The sequence below is a fragment of the Methylobacterium aquaticum genome (assembly GCF_001043915.1).
GTDB classification, from domain to species: domain Bacteria; phylum Pseudomonadota; class Alphaproteobacteria; order Rhizobiales; family Beijerinckiaceae; genus Methylobacterium; species Methylobacterium aquaticum.
The window spans coordinates 12,399-29,605 of sequence record NZ_LABX01000146.1 but is presented as its reverse complement, the minus strand read 5'-3'; the positions used below and the strand labels follow the sequence as shown (position 1 = coordinate 29,605).

Sequence of the window (17,207 nt, the reverse complement as noted above, 5' to 3'; positions counted from 1 at the left end):
CGAAGCCCGCTTCGGCCGTCGCCGGGCGGGTCGTCGAAGGGCGAAGGGCCGACCCCGGCGCCGCAAGGGAAGGAGGGGGCGCTATCGCAAGGCGAGCGCGTCGAACCAGCCATGGGCGGCGCCGTAGCGGATGATCTCGGCCCGGGTCTTCAGCCCGAGCTTCTCGGCGGCCCGCGCCTTGTAGGTCTCGACCGACTTCACGCTGACGTCGATGCGCCGCGCGATCTCCTTGTTGCTGAACCCTTGCGCGATCAGCCGCAGGGTCTCGGTCTCGCGCGGGCTCAGCGGCTCGCGCCCCTCCGCCGTGCCCGGGCGCCCGTCAGCCCCGGACGGCTCCGCCAGGGCGTGGCCGGCGATCGAGGGGTCGAGGTAGACGCCGCCTGAGGCCACGGCCCGGACGGCGCGGAGCAGGTCGTCCGCCGCCGAACGCTTGAGGAGGTAGCCGCGCGCGCCGGCCCTCATCAGCGGCTGCACGTAGGCGGCATCCTCGTGGACCGTCAGCACCAGCACCCGGGTGGCCGGGCACTCGCCCGTCACCCGCTCGGTCAGTTCGAGGCCGTTCAGGCCGGGCATCGAGACGTCGATCACGGCGATGTCGGGCGCGACGGCACGGATCATCGGCAGCGCCTCGCCGCCGTCGGTGGCCTCGCCGACCAGCTCGATCTCGGGGTCGGCGTTGAGGAGCGCCCGGATGCCCGCGAGGACCACGGGATGGTCGTCGGCCAGGACGACGCGGATACGGTCCATGTGATGGCTTCTCCCGTGCGTCAGGCGGCCGGCGCCACCGGGATGCGGACGAACAGCGTCGTGCCGACGCCTGAGGACGTTTCCAGGGTGAGCGTGCCGCCCAGGAGGGTCAAACGCTCGCGGATGCCCGACAGGCCCAGCCGCGGCCCGGCCGGCCTGCGCCTGTCGGACGGGGAGGGGCCGGAGGCGGGCTCGCAGCCGACGCCGTCATCCTCGATGATCACCTGGACCTCGTCCGGGCGGTGGTCGAGGCAGACGCTGACGGTGGCCGCGCGCGCGTGCTTCAGGACGTTGGTGAGCGCCTCCTGCACGATCCGGTAGATCGCGCTCTCGACGGCCGCCGGCAGGCGCGACGCCTCGCCGATGAATTCCAGGTCGGCCCGGATGCCGTGGCGCTGGCCCCACTCGCCCAGGAGCGTCGCCAGCGCCTCGCGCAGGCCGAGGTCGTCGAGGGCGGTCGGGCGCAGGTCGATGGCGGCGCGGTGGATGTCGCGCCCGACCTCGCCGGCGAGGCGTTGCAGCCACTCGATCTGCCGTCCGGCCTCGGTCGAGATCCCGTCCGCGGCGAGCAGCCGTTCCAGCCCCTTGAGGCCGAGCGACAGGCCGGTCACCGTCTGCCCGACCTGGTCGTGCAGCTCGCGGGCGATCCGGCGCTGCTCGTTCTCCTGCGCTTCGCCAAGGCGGCGCAGCAGGTCGAGGCGCTCGGCCTCGGCACGCTTGCGCGGCCCGACATCCGAGACGACGCCATAGACGAGGTTGGCGGGTTCGTCCTTCCGGAGCCGGGGCGCCCGCCCGCTCAGGCGCACCCACCGCGGCTCCGGGCTCCCTTGCGAGACCCGGAACTCCACGTCGAGGGGCACACCCTCGGCGAGGCTTCGCCGCAGTTCCGCTACCAGCCTCTCGCGGTCCAGGGCATCGACCGCCAGGAGCGCGATGTCGGCATCCGCCGTCATCTCGCGCCCCTCCGGCACCTCGGCCTCCCAGCCCAGGAGCTCGGCGGCGCGCCGGGACGCCGTCACGGTCTCCTCGACCGTATCCCATCGCAAGGTGCCGAGTTCCGCGGCCTCGGCGGCGACCGCGCCCTGCTCCTCGCTCGACCGCAGGGCGAGGGCGAAGCGCGCCTGCTCGCCTGCCCGGCGCTGCGCCATGTCGCGGCCGACCAGGCCGACCAGCGCGAGGCCGAGGCCGATGCTGAGCACGCTTCCCCCGGCCAGCACGAGGTAGGAGCGCGAGACCGGCGCATTCAGCGTGGCGACCGGCAGGCCGAAATGCACCGACCAGCCGCCCGTCTCCGTCAGCGTGCGGTAGACGACTTCGACGTCCGGCCCCTCCAGCGTCGAGCCGGTGTAGAAGCCCTGTGGCGCCCGCCGGATGGCGGCCTGGAGGGCGGCGTTGGCCGGGTGGCCGAGTTCCTCCGCCTCGGCCCGGGTGCGGGCGATGGTGTTGCCCTGCGCGTCGACGATGGTCCCGACCCAGCCCTCCGGCGCGCCCGCATCGCGGAGGATCGAGCTGACCGCGTTCGTCGCGAGGCCGACCGAGAGGACGTGGCGGAGCGCTCCGTTCCGGACGACCGGGACCCGCAGCGCGACGAGCCGCTTGCCCGAGATCCGCCCGACCGGCCCGATCCCGCCGACCACCGGCCGTCTCGTCCGCACCACCGCGTCGAAGCTCACGCGGTCTGCGGTGGGGCCGAGCTCATCGTCGAGGGAGCGGAGCAGGTTGACGACCTGGGCCCCGTCGGGCCCGGCGAGTTCGACGGTCTCCCAGAGCGGATGCTCCTGCCTCAACCGCTCGGCCTCGGCATAGAAGGCGGCGAGGTCCGGCCGGTCCAGGCTGGCCGAGGCGGCCTCGGCTTGGAGGACCGCGACCTGGGTTGCGATGTCGGAGGCGACGCGTTCGGCGACGCGGGCCGCGCTCGCCACCGCGGCGCTCCGGGTCAGTCCGCGCTGCTGCTGCGCCATGAGCGTCGCCACCCAGCCGCTGAGCAGCAGCACCGGGATGGCGGCTGCCACCGCGAGCGCGACGACGGTGCGTCCGTTTCCACGATGGATCTCGGGGCGGCCGGCGTCGCCGTCGTCAAGCCTTGAGGTCATGCAGGAACAATCGGGTGGGCTGGATCGCGGCGGTGGTCCCGGTCGATGAGGCCGGCCTCTCCCTCCGCGCGTCCGGACCATCGGTCGAGACCGCCGCATCCCGCAAGGGCGCTCCGGCCGAGGGCGCGTCGACCATGCCGGCGTCGTCGGTCGGTGCGCCCGGACCGGTCAGCGCCAGCCCGTCGCCAAGCAGGCGCCGGCCCGACGCGATGACCTGGAGGATCTGGCGGTCGCCCCCTGCGGCCTCCGCGTTCCGCTGCAGGTGCCGCAGCCGTTGGATGAGGTCCGGCGGTGCCGCCGCAGGGTCCTCCAGGCTTGCCTCGACCAGGGTGGTCACCACCCGTTCCAGCCGCCCGAAGGTCCAGCCCTCGACACAGTGGCGTCGCTTCCGTCCCATCGCCCCTCCGTCGTCTTCCGGACCGGCCCCGAAGGCCCGCAGCCCTCGGTCGAGGGAAAAGGTCCGCGGTCTCAGCAGACTTGCGTGGGCGGGCCACGCTTCGCCCGCGTAGGTTTTTGTGTTGTCGCAGATTTTTGCCGCCGAACCGGTGACCGCTTCGGCGAAATCCGCCTAGACCGGGGTCGGGTTGGCCGCCGCGTCCCGGATTGCGTGGCCCTGGGGAGCGATGGTCGGATGAGTGACCCGCTCGGCGAAATCCCACGTCGATCCGTCGTAGCCCTCGTACCAGGCCCGGCGCTCGCGGGAGTCCGCCGGGTGGGGGCAGGCATCCCGCGGGCGCCCCAGGGCCCGAGCGCGGGAGCCCTGCTTGATGATGTCCATGATCATCGCCACTCTTTCCGCTGTCTCAATGTTGATGAAGCGGTTCCGAGTAGCGCCCGGATCATGGCGGACGACAAGAGGTTTCGCCAAACTTCGCCGTTCTGACCGACACCTGTCAGGTTTCTCCCGACAGCACCGGCATACGGGAACGCTTGAGCGTGGCTCCGCGGGCACGGAGCCACGCGCGACGGATCAGGTGTTGCGGTTGTACTTGAACTCGGGCGCGTTCTTCAGGGCGTCCTTGTCGGTGTCGACCATCGCCTTGAGCTTGCCGTCCGCCTTGTGCAGGAAGATCGACGAGGGGTCGACCACCACGTAGCGCTCGCCCATGCCGAGGAAGCCGCCGACGCTGACGACGACCCCGGTGACCGTCTTGCCGTTGTCGATGACGAGATCCTCGATCTCCCCGACGGTCTCGTTCTTGTTGTTGTAGAGGTTCTTGCCGACGAGCCTGGACGAGGTCACCTCGGCCGGCTTGGCGGTGACGAACTTGATCTTGGCGGTCGCGGTGTCGGCCATGGTCATACCGCCCATGGTGCCGCTCATGGTGCCGGCCGGGGCCGGCATCGCGCCGCCGGCCGGCGGCGTCTTCATCGGGGTGGTCTGAGCGTCGGCGGGCGGCTGCGCCGCCTTGTCCTGGGCGAGCGCGGGGCCGGCGAGCAGGGCGGCGGCGAGGGTGGTTGCGAGAAGCGTCTTCATGGGTTCACCTCGGTGATGGCGGAAGGGATGTCCCGGCGGGACGGGACCGCCAGGATCCGGGATCGGGCCCGGCGGACGGAGGAACTCAGTAGCCGCAGCTGCACGCGGGCTGGCCGTAGCCGTATCCGTAGCCCACCGGGGCGTAGCGGTAGCCGTATCCGTAGCCGCCGTAATAGGCGGGCCTGACGGCGGCCGCGGCGAGGCCGAGACCGAGGCCGGCCGCCAGTCCGAGGCCGCGATGGCCGCGGCGGTACCCGTAGCCGTAGCGTCCGTAGGGGCGCCCGTAGCCGTACCGCGCCCGCGAGAGGCCGTAGCGGCGGTATCCGCCGGAGCGCCGGTAGTGAGGGCGGAAGCCGATCGAACGGTGACCATGGAAACCGTGGCGGAAACCGCCGTGATGTCCGGCGAAGCCGCCGTGGTGGAAGCCGTGGCTGCGCCCGAAGGGCCGGGCCTCGCTCGCTGACGAGAACAGCATCAGGCTCGATGCGGCCGCGAGGGCCAGTGCGAGACGTTTCATCGGTTTCAACTCCGCGATGGTGGTGGCTGACCCTTGCGGGCCACGACCGTGACGGGTTCGACGAGGGTGGCCTGTGGCCTGGCCCGCGGGTCGCAGGGTCCTCTGCGCCGAACCCTGCGGCGACTGGGCTCGGTGCCCCGGTCCTCCCGCTCACCGAGTGATCTGTGGCGCCAGGGATGGAGCCGCAGTCGGAGAAGACCGCAATCCCGTCGGGACAAACCTGACACGCCCCAGGGCGCGCCTTCGAAGGCCGCTTGCGCCAGCCAGGTTGGTTTACGAAAGCTTAGGCTCGAGCCTCCGACCTTGCCGCGCACCGGCACGGGCGGCGGTTCCCGGTCCGCCTCAGCCACCGAGACGGGAGAGCGACATGAAGAAGGCCATCGTTCGGACGGCGCGGTTTGCCTGGGGCGCTTGGGCGAGTCCGGGCAATGGGGAGGGAACGGGCGAGGCATCGGGCCCACCCTTCCCGACGGACGGATCGATCGAGGATTGGGCACGCCTCGGCGGCGGCCTGGCGTCGCCCCATCCCGATGTCCTGTACAGCCATGGCGGCACCGTCACGGATGACCGCGGCACCGGATATCCCGGTCATGTCGTGCCGCCATCACCATGACGCCGGCTCGGGCTCATCGGTCCTTCAGGCCCCGTCGACCTGTCGACGATGGCGGCGCTGGCCGAGCGAGCTGCCGCGGCCCGGCAACGACAACCAGCATGGCGCCACCGCGTGGCTCCTTTGGGCTGCGGGCGGGATCGCGCTGTGCCTGGTCTTGGCCCTTGGCGTAGCCGCCGTCGTCGGGTCCTGAACCCGACGGTCCGCGCGCGCCGGTGGCGATGCGCAAACTCGCAGGCCCCGAAGCGGACCGTGTTATATTCCGCGCGAGGGTGAGAATCCCGGTCCCATGGCCCGGGCAGGCGCCGGGATTCCTTCCGCGTAGCGGTATACCAACGGCCCAAGATGCTGACGCATCGACCGGCATCGTCACCCGGATCCTCCAGGACGTCCTGGCGCTGGTGCGGTGCCGGTCGCGCAACTCCTCCCACGCGCTCGCCGCGCACCCTTCGGCCGAGCCGGAGATCCAGGCGGTGATCGGCCGCGTCGCCGCCCGCCGGGCCGCGATCCTCGCGGTGACCGGCCGGGCGGACGCTGCCCTCGATCGTGCCTGGGCACGGGCGGCGCAGCCGGGCGCTGAGGCCCTGTCGGTCGCCGCCAGCAACACCCCGTCCCTGCCGGCGGCCGAGGTCCGGCGCCTCCTCGACGAGGAGACGGACGTGGTGGTGGTCGATGCCAGCCGCTTCGAGGAATTCTCGACCATGAGCATCCCGGGCGGGCGCAGCCTGCCGGGGGGCGAGCTAGTCTACCGCATCCGCGCGACCTCGCCGCCCTGCCAGGCGATGGCCCGGTTGTCCTGACGTCACCGGACGGGCGGGTCGCGGCGGCCAATCTCGCTGACGCCCGGAGAGCGACGGCGCGTCCGGTGCTGCTCCTCGCCGGTGGGACCCAAGCCTGGACGGATGCCGGCCGGCCGCTCGAGACCGACGGGCGCTTCGTGTCGGCGCCGGCCGACGTCTACAAGCGGCCCTACGAGGGCACCGACAACGCCCGGGCCGCCATGCAGCGCTACATCGACTGGGAGTTGCAGCTCGTGGCCCAGCTCGCCAATGACGAGATTGCCCGCTTCCACGTCGCCCGCGCGCCCGCCGCGCCGAGGGCCTAAGCAGATTGCGCCGAAGTGGACACCCGTTGGTCGCGGACAAGGCGGCACAACCACAGCTCCGGAGCCGCACCCGTTGGCGACGTGATCGGGGGCTGCACGAGCGTCCTGCGCGATGCGCGGCATCGTGTCGATGGCCGGGCCTCAGCGCGGCGTCGGCCGCCAATCCGGCGGCGCCATCTCGAACCCCTCGAACCGGAATCCCGGCGCCACGGTGCAGCTCACCAGGGTCCAGGCGCCGAGGCTGGTGGCGGTCTGCCAGTGGTGGGCCGGCACCACGATCTGCGGCCGGTGGCCCCGGGCGAGGTCGGGGCCGAGATGGCGCGCCTCGGCGTCGTGGCCGTTGGGGCTGGTGGTGATGACCATCGGCGCCCCGGCATGCCACAGCCAGACCTCCGTCGCGTCGACCCGGTGCCATTCCGAGGTCTCGCCGATGTCGAGCAGGTAATAGATCGCCGTCGAGGCCGGGCGCCCGTCGATCTCGTGGGAATCGCGAAAGGTCTCGCGGTAATGCCCGCCCTCGGGGTGGGGCTTGAGGTCGAGCAGACGCACGACCTCCGCGGCGGTGAGGTTTTGCATGGTCGTCAGAACCGGTTCTTCCACTCACGAAGCGCCGTGAACACCGCCGCCGGGTCGGCGCCGGGCTCCATCCCGACGGCGCGTGCGAGGGTCGGCTCGGTGGCACGCAGGAAGGGGTTGGTGGCCTTCTCCTCACCGAGCGTCGTCGGCACCAGGAAGCGCCCCTCCGCCTTGGCCGTCTCGGCCAGGGCCGCCCGGTCGGCGAGGTTGCGGTTCTCCGGCTCGGCGGCGCGCGCGAAGCGGGCATTCGCCAGCACGTAGTCGTGGCCGGAATAGATCACGGTCTCGTCGGGCAGGGGCAGGAAGCGCGACAGCGAGCGCCACAGCACCGAGGGCGGGCCCTCGAGCACCCGGCCGCAGCCGAGGGTGAACAGCGTGTCGCCGGCAAACGCCACGCCGGCCTCCTCGAACCAGTAGGTGACGTGGTCGTCGCAATGGCCGGGCGTCTCCCACACGACGGCGGCGAGGGAGCCCACCGTCACGACGTCGCCCTCGCCGACCGTCGCATCCACCTGCGGCACGGCGCTGCCGGCCCGCGCCGGGGCGGTCACCCGGGCCCCGGTCCGGGCCTTCACCGCCGGGATGCCCTCGACATGGTCGCCGTGGCGGTGGGTGACCAGGATGTCGGTCAGGCGCCAGCCGGTCTCGTCGAGGGCGCGCAGGACGGCGGCGGCTTCCGGCACGTCGATCGCCGCGCAGGCCCCCGTCCCGGGGTCGCGCATCAGCACGCCGATATTGTCGCTCCGGCACAGGAAGGTGCGGATCTCGGGTCGGATCTCGGGCATCGCGGCGCCTCCTCGGACGACGATCATGGCAGGATTCGCATGCTGCGAGATAGGGCGCATCGGCGCCCGCGCGACCGGGTCCGAGGCGAATAGCGGGCGCCTCGGCCGCCTTGCGGGTTGACGCCTTGCCGCCCTTCGCGCCACTCCCCATTCCTGGTCCTGGATCCCTCGGATCCCGGATTCCCGGCCCCCCTGGCATCAGCGCGCCGCGCCCGCCGCCCCGCACGTCCCGAGAACCGATGAGCCTCGACGTCACCGACCTGCGTGCCTTCTACGCCAGCCCCCTGGGGGCGGTGGCGCAAAGGCTCGTCGGCCGCACGGTCCACCGCATGCTCGGCTCGGTGTCGGGGCTCCGGGTCATGGGCCTCGGCTATGCGGTGCCGTATCTCGGCCCGGTGCGGCACGCCGCCGAACGCACGCTCGCCTTCATGCCGGCGACGCAGGGGGTGACCAACTGGCCGGTCTCCGGCCGCTCCGCCTCCTGCCTCGTCGATCCGACCATGATGCCGCTGCCTGATTCGGCCCTCGACCGGGTCCTGCTGATCCACGCCATCGAGGCGGTGGAGAGCCCGGCCGAGCTGATGCAGGAGGTCTGGCGCGTGCTCACCCCCGGCGGACGGCTGATCGTCGCGGTGCCGAACCGCCGCGGCCTGTGGGCGCGGCGGGACGCCACACCGTTCGGCCACGGCCAGCCCTATAGCCGCTCCCAGCTCGGCCGCCTGATGCGCGACACGCTCTTCTCCCCCGAGGACTGGGCCGAGACCCTCTACGTGCCCCCGGTGGAGGGCTGGCTGACCCTCCAGACCGCGAGCGCCTGGGAGCGGGTCGGCACCGGCCTGTCCCTGCCCTTCGCCGGCCTGCACGTGGTCGAGGCGACGAAGCAGCTCCATCGCCCGGTGGCGGTCCAGGCCCGCAGGGCGGCACGGCTCGGCGCCCGGGTGCTGCCGGTGCCGGTACCGGTGCCGGCCCCGGTGCCGGGGGGCGCGTGATGCCGTTCCCGGGCGCCGAAGCCGCCGTGCAGAGCTTCCTGCTCGCCTTCTCGGCCCTGTTCTCGATCGTCAACCCGCCCGGATCGGCCCTGATCTTCGCGCAGGTCACCGCCGGGCGGACACACGCCGAGCGCACCTGGCTCGCCCGCCGCATCGGCGCCTATGCGGCCGCCGTGATGCTGGTCTCGCTCTGGGCCGGGGCCTCGGTGCTCAGCTTCTTCGGCATCTCGCTCGCGGCGTTGCGCATCGCCGGCGGCCTCGTGGTGGCGGCGCAGGCCTGGAGCCTGCTCGCCACGCCCGAGCAGCGCGAGGCCCGCAAGACCGCCCAGGCCGAGCCGATCCAGGCGAGCGAGGACGATCCCGAGCCCGCCGCCCTGGCGGAGATCGCCTTCTTCCCCCTGACGCTGCCCTTCACCACCGGGCCCGGCACCATCGCGGTGGCGATCGCGCTCGGCGCCGGCCGGCCGGAGAGCGGCATCGACCGGATCGCCTATCTCGCCGGGGCGTCGGTCGCCGCCCTCGCCATCGCCCTCCTGGTGCTCCTCGCCTATGCCTCGGCCGACCGGCTGGTGGCGCGCCTCGGCCATGCCCGGGCCCGGGTGCTCGGGCGGCTCGCCGCGTTCCTGCTGCTCTGCGTCGGCACCCAGATCATGCTGACCGGCGTCACCGACGTGCTGGGCCCCCTCATCGCGAACGCCAGGCCAGGGTTCGGCCGGTGAGCGCCATCTGGGCGTCCACCGCCCGCAGGATCCGGGCCTTGGCCGAGTAGTGGATCATGTGGCCCTGGCCCGGCAGCAGGGTGAGGGTGCTGCCCGCCACCTCTGCATGCAGGCGGCATGATTGCTCGGTCGGGTCGACGACCGCGTCGGTATCCCCCGACAGGATCGCCACCGGCAGCCGCAGGCCGGCATAGCGCGGCTGCAACAGGGCGACGGCGGTGTTCATGCTGGCGGTGTCCTCGGCGCTCGCCCGGCCCTGCGTGGCGGAGAGCGAGAGTGCCACGGGGAAGCGCGCGGTGAACCGCGCCGGGACCGGCTGCGGCTTGAACACGTGGCGGAAGACCTGCGGCGCCAGCATCTGCCCGACCGCCTCCGGCATCATGGCGCGGGCCGCGTCGCCGACGCCGGGCACCGCGAGGGGCGCGATCAGCGCCACGTCGGCCCGCCGGCCCGGATAGTAATAGCCGGAGAGCAGCACCAGCCCGCGCAGGTCGAGGCCCAGGTCCCGGTCGTCCTGGATCGCCAGCGCCAGCGCCACGATGGTGCCCCAGGAATGGCCGACCACCACCGGCCGCTCGACCTTCAGGGCAGCCATCACGTGCCCGATGAGGCGCGCCTGGGCCGCCGCGGTCCAGACCCAGTGCCGCGGCCGCTCGGTATGGCCGAAGCCGGGCCGGTCGATCGCGATCACCCGGTAGGTCTTGGCGAGCTGCTCGACCAGCCCGCAGATGACGAAGTCCTCCGCCATGGTGCCGTTGCCGTGGATCAGCACCACCGGCCGGCCCTTGCCGCGGACGATCGCGTGCACCCGCACCCCGTCGACCTCGACGAAGCGGCCCGGCGGCGTGTGCGCCGGCCCGTCCTTCTTGAGCGCCTCGGCGCCGCGCTGCATCAGGGCGCCGGTCCGGCGCGCCGCGGCGGCGTTCGCCTTCGCGGTGGCGCGCAGGATCCGCACGGCGCCGCTCGCGGCGCGGCGGGTGGTACGCCCTGGAACGAACCGAAAGGCCATGGGATCTCCGGCGCGATGCTGCACTGCGGCATAAGATGGGGCCTTCCCGGTCCCGCGCATATCCCCCCACCCCGCCTTGGGACACGATCCCTTGGCAGCATCGCCGGGCCCCTGTAGGACCCGCGGCGGGGGGTCGGGGCCCGTTCCCTCGCAGGCCCGGACGGGAGCGAGGCGAGCCCGGCCGGATGTCGGCGCCGATGCGCCGGGACGCCTTCCATCGGGTGAAGGCAGCGTTGCAAGGAGCGTGACCCATGCGTCTCGTCGTCGTCGGTGCCTCCGGGCGCATGGGGCGGATGCTGATCCAGGCCGTGGCCGGCACCGAGGGCTGCACGCTCTCGGGGGCGATCGAGCGCGAGGGCTCACCGGCGCTCGGCCAGGATGCGGGCCTGCTCGCCGGGCTGTCGCCGCTCGGCGTGCCGGTCACCGACCAGCCGCTGCCGGCCTTCGCGGAGGCCGACGGGGTGCTCGATTTCACCGCGCCGGCCGCCACGGTGTTCTTCGCCGAACTGGCCGCCCAGGCCCGCATCGTCCACGTGGTCGGCACCACCGGCCTGTCGCCGGACGATCACGCCAAGCTGAAGGCGGCGGCGTTCCACGCCCGCATCGTCCAGTCGGGCAACATGTCGCTGGGTGTGAACCTGCTGGCGGGCCTGGTGCGCAAGGTCGCCGCCACTCTGGGCGACGAGTACGACATCGAGATCCTGGAGATGCACCACCGCCACAAGGTCGATGCCCCCTCCGGCACCGCCTTGCTGCTCGGCGAGGCCGCGGCCGAGGGCCGGGGCGTGACGCTCGGCCAGCGCAAGGTCGCGGTGCGCGACGGCCATACCGGCCCGCGCGAGCCCGGCAGCATCGGCTTTGCCACCCTGCGGGGCGGCAGTGTCGTCGGCGAGCACAGCGTGATCTTCGCCGGCGCCGGCGAGCGCATCGAACTCACCCACCTCGCCAGCGACCGCGGCCTCTTCGCCGCCGGCGCCGTCAAGGCCGCCCTCTGGGCACAGTCCCGTGAGCCCGGCCTCTACGGCATGGACGACGTGCTGGGCCTCTGACACCAACGGTCGAAGATGCTGACGCATCGGACCGTTGGCCCATCTCGAATTTTCGACATCAAGCCAGAGGCTTGGCGAAAATGCGAGAACGGAACCAACGGTCGTTTCAATGACCGTTGGTATGACACCCACTTTCTCACGACAACGGAGCGACACGCATCATGGAGCGTCTTCTCGTCCTCGCGCGCCACGGCCAGAGCGAGTGGAACCTGGAGAACCTGTTCACCGGCTGGAAGGACCCCGGGCTCACCGAGCGCGGCGTCGAGGAGGCGCGGGCGGCCGGGCGGCGGCTGAAGGCGAAGGGCGTGCAGTTCGACGTCGCCTTCACCTCTAACCTCACCCGGGCCCAGCGCACCTGCGCGCTGATCCTGGAGGAACTCGGCCAGTCCGGCCTGCCGACCCACGCCGATGACGCCCTCAACGAGCGCGATTACGGCGACCTCTCGGGCCTCAACAAGGACGATGCCCGCGCCCGGTGGGGCGAGGAGCAGGTCCATATCTGGCGCCGCTCCTACGACGTGCCCCCGCCCGGTGGCGAGAGCCTGAAGGACACCGTCGCCCGGGTGCTGCCCTACACGATGCGGGAGATCCTGCCCCGGGTGATGCGCGGCGAGCGCGTGCTGGTCGCAGCCCACGGCAACTCGCTCCGCGCCCTGATCATGGTGCTCGACGGTCTCACCACCGAGACGATTCCCGGCCTCGAACTCCATACCGGCGTGCCGCTGGTCTATCGCCTCAACGACGACACCACCGTCGCCTCGAAGGACGTCCTCGACCGCGACTGAGCGGGGTGACGGCTCGCGCCCGGCGGCGCGAGCCGTCCTGGCCCCGTCGCCGGGCGGCCCGGGACGGGGGAGGCCGAGACGGTTGCCCGGTCCTTTAGTGGTGCTGGTGCCCCCCGGCCTCCGGCGCCGAGGCGCCGATGGCGCCGACCGCGAAGCGCACCGGCACCGTCCCGGCGCGGGCGAAGGTGAGGGTGCCGTCGAGCGTGTCGCCGGCCTTCACCGGGCCGCTCAGGTCCATGAACATCAGGTGGTAGCCGCCCGGCTTGAGCACCACGGTCTCGCCGGGCTTGATGACGAGGCCGCCTTCCACCGGCGCCATCTTCGCCACGCCCTTGTCCATCGCCATCTGGTGCACCTCGGCCCGGGCCGCCAGCGGGATCGAGGCCGCGACCAGCCGGTCGGGCTCCGTGCCGGTATTGGTCACCTGAAGGTAGCCGCCCGCCACCTTGGCGCCGCCCGGGGTGGCGCGGATCCAGGGCGCCTGGATGGTGAGGTCGCCGGCCTTGACCGACGCGGAGGCGGGAGCCGCCGGCGCGGCGGCCGCCGCCACGATGCGGACGCCCGGCGCCGGGGATTTCAGGTCGCGGGCCGACTGGCCGGCCGCCGGCACCTGGCTCCAATCGGCAACGGCGCCGTCGCAATCCTGGCGCACCGGGAAGTAGACCGTGCCGCCCGGCGCGACCGCGTCGGTCAGGCGCGCCTGGAACACGAACTCGTCGTACTGGTCGTCGGGCAGGGCGCCACCGGTCCAGGTGATCGTCTTCACCCCCTCCGCGACCGTGCCGTGATAGGACGGATAGGCGCGGGCATAGGCGCCCTTGACGGTGGAGAGCTGCCAGCCGGCCTTCGGCATCGGCTTGGCGGCGATCACGCCCTCGGGGATCGTGACGGTGATGCCGGTGGTCGCCTTGCCGTCGCAGCCATGGCCGATCTGGACCACGCCGCGATAGGTCTGGTTCGGGCTTGCCTGCGTGACGGCGAGCACCGCGTGGGCGAAGGCCGGGGCCGCAGCCAGGGAGAGCGCGGCGGCGAGGCCGGCGCGAAGCGGGAGAAACATGGAATCGGGTCCTGATGTCGCGTGAGGGAATGGGCCGCAGGGCGGCCCGACGGGCGATCACGCGATGGGGGGACCGCGGGCGGAGGCCGGCCCGGCAGGCGGCTTGCGGCCCGGGGCGGCGGCCTCGACGGACCAGGACAGGACGATGGCGGCCCGGGGCGGCCAGGCATCCGCCGCCGCCGGGGCCGGCGGGGCGAGGGGGCCATGACAGGCGACCGTGCAGCAGGCATGGGCGTGTCCGAGCGGCGCGCTCCCCGCCGGGCCTTGGTGCGACGGGCAGAGGATCCCGGCACCCGCCGCGGCCGGGACCGGATCGAGGCCGGTCAGGAAGACCTGGAACACCAGCCCGTAGAGCGACAGCACGGCCGCGAGGGCGCGCCAGCGCGCCGTCCCGTCCCGTCGGTGCCTCAGATCGCTCATGGGCCCCGACATAGCCGAGCCGGGCCGGTTCCACCATGCCCGTCGCGGCCGGCGGACCTCACGGTGCGGCGCCCGCGTTGCGCAATTGCCGCAGTCCACAGCCGAGCCGTGCGCTCCACGGCGAAGCCCGCCCGGTGCCACAATCTGGCCTGCTCCTCATAGTGTCTTAACCGCATCCCGGCACCGTCACGGGCCATAGAATGGGGCGCAACACGGCAGCAACGTCCGATCTGCCGTCGGCATCGTCCCGCGTCACAGGTTCGAGAGCAGATTTCCCATGCTGACACGCGTTTCCCTCACCGGTTCGCTCGGCCTGGCTCTCCTGGCCGCCGCCGCCTTCCCGGCCCTGGCGCAGGACCGGGGCGGCGGGCTGGCCCAGGCCGAGTGGGCGCAGAACTACGATTCCGCCGCCACGATGCGGGTGCAGCGCTCCAACACCCCGATCCTCTCGCCCCAGACCCTGGCGGCCACCGAGCAGATGGTCGAGCGCTACCGCGACATCGTGGCCCGGGGCGGCTGGCAGCCCGTCTCGGGTGCCGAGCGCCTGCGCGTCGGCTCGAAGAGCCCGGCGGTGACCGCCCTGCGCCAGCGCCTGATCGTCTCCGGCGATCTCGACCCGGCGGCGGGCTCCTCCCCGGTCTACGATTCCTACGTCGAGGCCGGCGTGCGCCGCTTCCAGGCCCGCCACGGCCTGAACCAGACCGGCGCGATGAACATCACCACCGTTCAGGCGATGAACGTGTCGGCGGATGTGCGCCTGCGGCAGCTCGAGCTGAACGCGGTGCGCCTGCGCTCCTATTCGGGCAATCTCGGCGAGCGCTACGTCATCGTCAACATCCCGGCGGCCCTGGTCGAGACGGTCGACGGCGACCACGTCGCCACCCGCCACGCCGCCGGTGTCGGCAAGATCGACCGCCAGTCGCCGATCATGAACGCCAAGATCCAGGAGGTGAACTTCAACCCCTACTGGACGGTGCCGGCCTCGATCATCAAGAAGGACCTGATCCCGAAGATGCAGAAGGATCCGTCCTACCTGACGGACAACAAGATCCGCATCTTCAACGGCGACCGCGAGATCCCGCCGTCCCAGGTCAACTGGCATTCCGACGAGGCGACCCGCTACCGCTTCCGCCAGGATCCGGGCGTCGACCTGAACTCGATGGGCTTCGTGCGGATCAACATCCCGAACCCGCACGGCGTGTACATGCACGACACGCCCGCCAAGGGCATCTTCGGCGACGATTTCCGCTTCGTCTCCTCGGGCTGCGTGCGCGTCCAGAACGTGCGCGAATACGTGTCCTGGATCCTCCAGGGCACGCCGAACGCCAACCCGGACACGATCGAGGCGATCATCCAGGGCGGCCAGCGCGTCGACGCCAAGCCGCTGGCGCCGATCCCGGTCTACTGGACCTACATCACCGCCTGGTCGACCCCGGACGGCCTCGTGCAGTTCCGCGACGACATCTACAAGCGCGACGGCGCCGGCGCTCCCACCGCCTCGATGGCCGCCGCCGCCGCCGGCCCGCGCAACTTCAATCCCGACGCACCCGACGACGACCAGACCAACTGATCGCCGTTCGACAACCTGACTCGACGACGGCCCGGGCTTGCGCCTGGGCCGTTTTCGCGTGAGTGACCCCTCATGACCCCCGATCCCGAATCCCGCCTCGACGCGCTGGAAGCCCGCATCGCCCACCAGGACGCGACGATCGAGGACCTGAACCGCATCGTCACCGAGCAGTGGAGCGCGATCGACGTGCTGACGCGGCACGTCGCCGCCCTGCGCGAGCGGGTGCGCGAGATGGCCGAGCGCCCAGCCGAGGCCGGGGACGAGCCGCCGCCGCCGCACTATTGAGGTCAGCGGCCCCCTGATTCTGATTTTCAATGAATATGTGTCAAAATGCTTTTCTGCAATTTTTAAATTTATATTAAATTCCGTGGCCGGGTATGTTAATAATTGAGTATTTTGAATATTATAACAAAAAACATTTTGGGAAATTCATTTTATGTACTAGTCGGACAGGTCGCTATTCACGGCGGGAGTCGATCAAACTTAGAGGATCGAGGTTGAGAATCGTTCCTCCGCCACTGTTTTGTCTAGAGCACTGCCCGATCACGTTGCAATCAGGCAGTGCTCTAGATCTTTGATTTTGCCGCATTTTCTTCGACGAACCGGTATCTCACTCGCCGGAGAATGTCCGAAGCAGACTTGCGTTGGCGGGCCAACGCTTCGTCCGCTTAGAGTCTTGGTTGATCGCAGATTTTTGCCGCCGAACCGGTGACCACTTCGGCGAAATCTGCTTAGAACGTTCCGAACTTGAAGTTCAGGCCGGCGCGCACGAGGCTGCCCTCGGTGCGGAAGCGGCTGAAGTAGCCCACGCCCGGGCTGAGCGGCGCGCCGGTCGAGGCGACCAACAGGTTGCGGCTACCGAGGTCGTAGCGCAGGTACTCGACCTTCAGCGTCACGGCGTTCGACTTGAAGAAGTTCAGGAACGAGTCGGTGGGCATGGCGTATTCGACGCCGCCGCCATAGGCGTAGCCGGTCTCGATGCGTGAGCGGCTGCCGAAATAGGTGACCGGCGCGTTGGTCTGGAAGGCGACGGTCTGGGTCACGTCGCCATAGGCGAAGCCGCCGGTGCCATAGACGAGGAACCGGTCGAAGGCATAGCCGATCCGGCCCCGCACCGTACCGAGGAAGCTGAGATCCGCCCGGTAGGTGTTGGTCAACTGGTTCGGGTTGATCGCCGGCAGGAAGATCGACTCGGTGCGGCGGCGGTTCAGGTCGGTGTAGGCCGCGTCGGCCTCGAGGCCGACGACGATGCCGGAGCCGGGCGTGAACTGGTAGTTGTAGCCGACCTGGCCGCCGGCGGTGAAGCCGTCCTGCGCCAGGGGGACGGTGGCGCGGCGCAGACCGTTGTTGACGTTGGCCTGGAGCGCCCCGATGCCAACGGTGCTCACCCGGTCGGCCTCGGTGTAGGCGTAGCCGGCGTTGATGCCGAAATACGCCCCGGTCCAGGTGAAGACCGGCACCGGCGTGAAGACCGGCGGCGGCGCGGCGCGGCGGGGAAGGTCGGCGGCGGACGCGGCGCCGACCGACAGGGCGACGGCAGTGCCGGCGGTGAGCAACGACTTGAACATGAAGCGCGGTTTCCCTCTCGTGCAATCAAAAGGCGGACGATCTGTGAGGCCGCGTCGCTGCGCTGCCTAGGGCTGCCAGGCCACGACCCCGCGCTTCTGCCGCAAGTGCGGCCGGTTTCGCTTCCGTTTCT

General features: G+C 71.4%; 21 protein-coding genes. 9 read left to right on the top strand and 12 right to left on the bottom strand.

Annotation, left to right across the window (positions count from 1 at the left end; genetic code table 11):
- Positions 1–81: 81 nt before the first annotated feature.
- The 6 genes from VP06_RS18825 to VP06_RS18800 form a co-directional block, all read right to left on the bottom strand.
- The gene (locus VP06_RS18825; RefSeq protein ID WP_048465320.1) at positions 82–747 is read right to left on the bottom strand and encodes a response regulator transcription factor; all 666 of its coding nucleotides are present in this window, start codon (positions 745–747) and stop codon (positions 82–84) included.
- A gap of 20 nt (positions 748–767) precedes the next feature.
- Positions 768–2,840: a sensor histidine kinase gene (locus VP06_RS18820; RefSeq protein ID WP_048465319.1), complete on the bottom strand. Its 2,073-nt coding sequence runs from the start codon at positions 2,838–2,840 to the stop codon at positions 768–770.
- Positions 2,824–3,237, bottom strand: a complete 414-nt coding sequence (locus VP06_RS38195) for a hypothetical protein (protein ID WP_048465318.1) — start codon at positions 3,235–3,237, stop codon at positions 2,824–2,826. The genes VP06_RS18820 and VP06_RS38195 overlap by 17 nt, the downstream gene beginning before the upstream one ends.
- 171 nt (positions 3,238–3,408) lie before the next feature.
- Positions 3,409–3,624, bottom strand: a complete 216-nt coding sequence (locus tag VP06_RS18810) for a ribosome modulation factor (protein WP_048465317.1) — start codon at positions 3,622–3,624, stop codon at positions 3,409–3,411.
- A 186-nt stretch (positions 3,625–3,810) separates the two neighbouring features.
- Positions 3,811–4,317 carry a PRC-barrel domain-containing protein gene (locus VP06_RS18805; protein WP_048465316.1) on the bottom strand — a complete coding sequence of 169 codons (507 nt, stop codon included), beginning with the start codon at positions 4,315–4,317 and terminating at the stop codon, positions 3,811–3,813.
- An 85-nt stretch (positions 4,318–4,402) separates the two neighbouring features.
- Positions 4,403–4,834 carry a hypothetical protein gene (locus VP06_RS18800; protein WP_048465315.1) on the bottom strand — a complete coding sequence of 144 codons (432 nt, stop codon included), beginning with the start codon at positions 4,832–4,834 and terminating at the stop codon, positions 4,403–4,405.
- A gap of 367 nt (positions 4,835–5,201) precedes the next feature.
- Between VP06_RS18800 and VP06_RS35150 the strand changes: the two genes are divergently transcribed.
- The 3 genes from VP06_RS35150 (at position 5,202) to VP06_RS18790 (ending at position 6,549) form a co-directional block, all read left to right on the top strand.
- A complete protein-coding gene (locus VP06_RS35150; protein ID WP_082167487.1) occupies positions 5,202–5,447 on the top strand; it encodes a hypothetical protein in 246 nt (81 codons plus the stop codon).
- A gap of 398 nt (positions 5,448–5,845) precedes the next feature.
- Positions 5,846–6,244 (top strand): rhodanese-like domain-containing protein, encoded by a 399-nt coding sequence (locus VP06_RS18795; protein ID WP_048465314.1) that lies wholly within the window; start codon positions 5,846–5,848, stop codon positions 6,242–6,244.
- Positions 6,245–6,309: 65 nt separating this feature from the next.
- Positions 6,310–6,549 carry a rhodanese-like domain-containing protein gene (locus tag VP06_RS18790; protein WP_048465313.1) on the top strand — a complete coding sequence of 80 codons (240 nt, stop codon included), beginning with the start codon at positions 6,310–6,312 and terminating at the stop codon, positions 6,547–6,549.
- Positions 6,550–6,690: 141 nt separating this feature from the next.
- Here the strand turns inward: VP06_RS18790 and VP06_RS18785 are convergent, their stop codons facing one another.
- Both VP06_RS18785 and gloB read right to left on the bottom strand, forming a co-directional pair.
- Positions 6,691–7,125 carry a cupin domain-containing protein gene (locus VP06_RS18785; protein ID WP_048465312.1) on the bottom strand — a complete coding sequence of 145 codons (435 nt, stop codon included), beginning with the start codon at positions 7,123–7,125 and terminating at the stop codon, positions 6,691–6,693.
- Positions 7,126–7,130: 5 nt separating this feature from the next.
- Positions 7,131–7,910 (bottom strand): hydroxyacylglutathione hydrolase, encoded by a 780-nt coding sequence (gloB, locus tag VP06_RS18780; protein ID WP_048465311.1) that lies wholly within the window; start codon positions 7,908–7,910, stop codon positions 7,131–7,133.
- 239 nt (positions 7,911–8,149) lie between these two features.
- Here gloB and VP06_RS18775 point away from each other — a divergent pair, with 239 nt between their 5' ends.
- Together VP06_RS18775 and VP06_RS18770 are read left to right on the top strand one after the other, a co-directional pair.
- The gene (locus VP06_RS18775) at positions 8,150–8,899 is read left to right on the top strand and encodes a class I SAM-dependent methyltransferase (protein WP_048465310.1); all 750 of its coding nucleotides are present in this window, start codon (positions 8,150–8,152) and stop codon (positions 8,897–8,899) included.
- Positions 8,896–9,618, top strand: a complete 723-nt coding sequence (locus tag VP06_RS18770; RefSeq protein ID WP_048465309.1) for a MarC family protein — start codon at positions 8,896–8,898, stop codon at positions 9,616–9,618. Before VP06_RS18775 ends, VP06_RS18770 begins: the two co-directional genes overlap by 4 nt.
- Here VP06_RS18770 and VP06_RS18765 read toward each other — a convergent pair.
- Positions 9,584–10,627 (bottom strand): alpha/beta fold hydrolase, encoded by a 1,044-nt coding sequence (locus VP06_RS18765; protein WP_048465308.1) that lies wholly within the window; start codon positions 10,625–10,627, stop codon positions 9,584–9,586. The two genes, VP06_RS18770 and VP06_RS18765, sit on opposite strands and share 35 nt — an antisense overlap.
- 251 nt (positions 10,628–10,878) lie before the next feature.
- Here VP06_RS18765 and dapB point away from each other — a divergent pair, with 251 nt between their 5' ends.
- Positions 10,879–11,676 (top strand): 4-hydroxy-tetrahydrodipicolinate reductase, encoded by a 798-nt coding sequence (dapB, locus tag VP06_RS18760; protein ID WP_048465307.1) that lies wholly within the window; start codon positions 10,879–10,881, stop codon positions 11,674–11,676.
- A 161-nt stretch (positions 11,677–11,837) separates the two neighbouring features.
- Positions 11,838–12,461 carry a 2,3-bisphosphoglycerate-dependent phosphoglycerate mutase gene (locus VP06_RS18755; protein ID WP_048465306.1) on the top strand — a complete coding sequence of 208 codons (624 nt, stop codon included), beginning with the start codon at positions 11,838–11,840 and terminating at the stop codon, positions 12,459–12,461.
- A 94-nt stretch (positions 12,462–12,555) separates the two neighbouring features.
- On the opposite strand, the gene VP06_RS18750 is transcribed toward VP06_RS18755, so the two are convergent.
- Both VP06_RS18750 and VP06_RS18745 read right to left on the bottom strand, forming a co-directional pair.
- Complete coding sequence (locus VP06_RS18750) at positions 12,556–13,518, bottom strand: copper chaperone PCu(A)C domain-containing protein (protein ID WP_048465305.1); 963 nt, start codon at positions 13,516–13,518, stop codon at positions 12,556–12,558.
- Positions 13,519–13,575: 57 nt separating this feature from the next.
- Positions 13,576–13,938, bottom strand: coding sequence for a hypothetical protein (locus VP06_RS18745; RefSeq protein WP_048465304.1), 363 nt, complete (start codon positions 13,936–13,938; stop codon positions 13,576–13,578).
- Positions 13,939–14,215: 277 nt separating this feature from the next.
- On the opposite strand from VP06_RS18745, the gene VP06_RS18740 reads away from it, so the two are divergent.
- Entirely contained in the window at positions 14,216–15,508 is a 1,293-nt protein-coding gene (locus VP06_RS18740) for a L,D-transpeptidase family protein (protein ID WP_048465303.1), read from the top strand.
- 72 nt (positions 15,509–15,580) lie between these two features.
- A complete protein-coding gene (locus VP06_RS18735) occupies positions 15,581–15,793 on the top strand; it encodes a SlyX family protein (protein ID WP_048465302.1) in 213 nt (70 codons plus the stop codon).
- A 446-nt stretch (positions 15,794–16,239) separates the two neighbouring features.
- Here the strand turns inward: VP06_RS18735 and VP06_RS18730 are convergent, their stop codons facing one another.
- Positions 16,240–17,076 (bottom strand): outer membrane protein, encoded by an 837-nt coding sequence (locus VP06_RS18730; RefSeq protein ID WP_048465301.1) that lies wholly within the window; start codon positions 17,074–17,076, stop codon positions 16,240–16,242.
- Positions 17,077–17,207 lie beyond the last annotated feature (131 nt).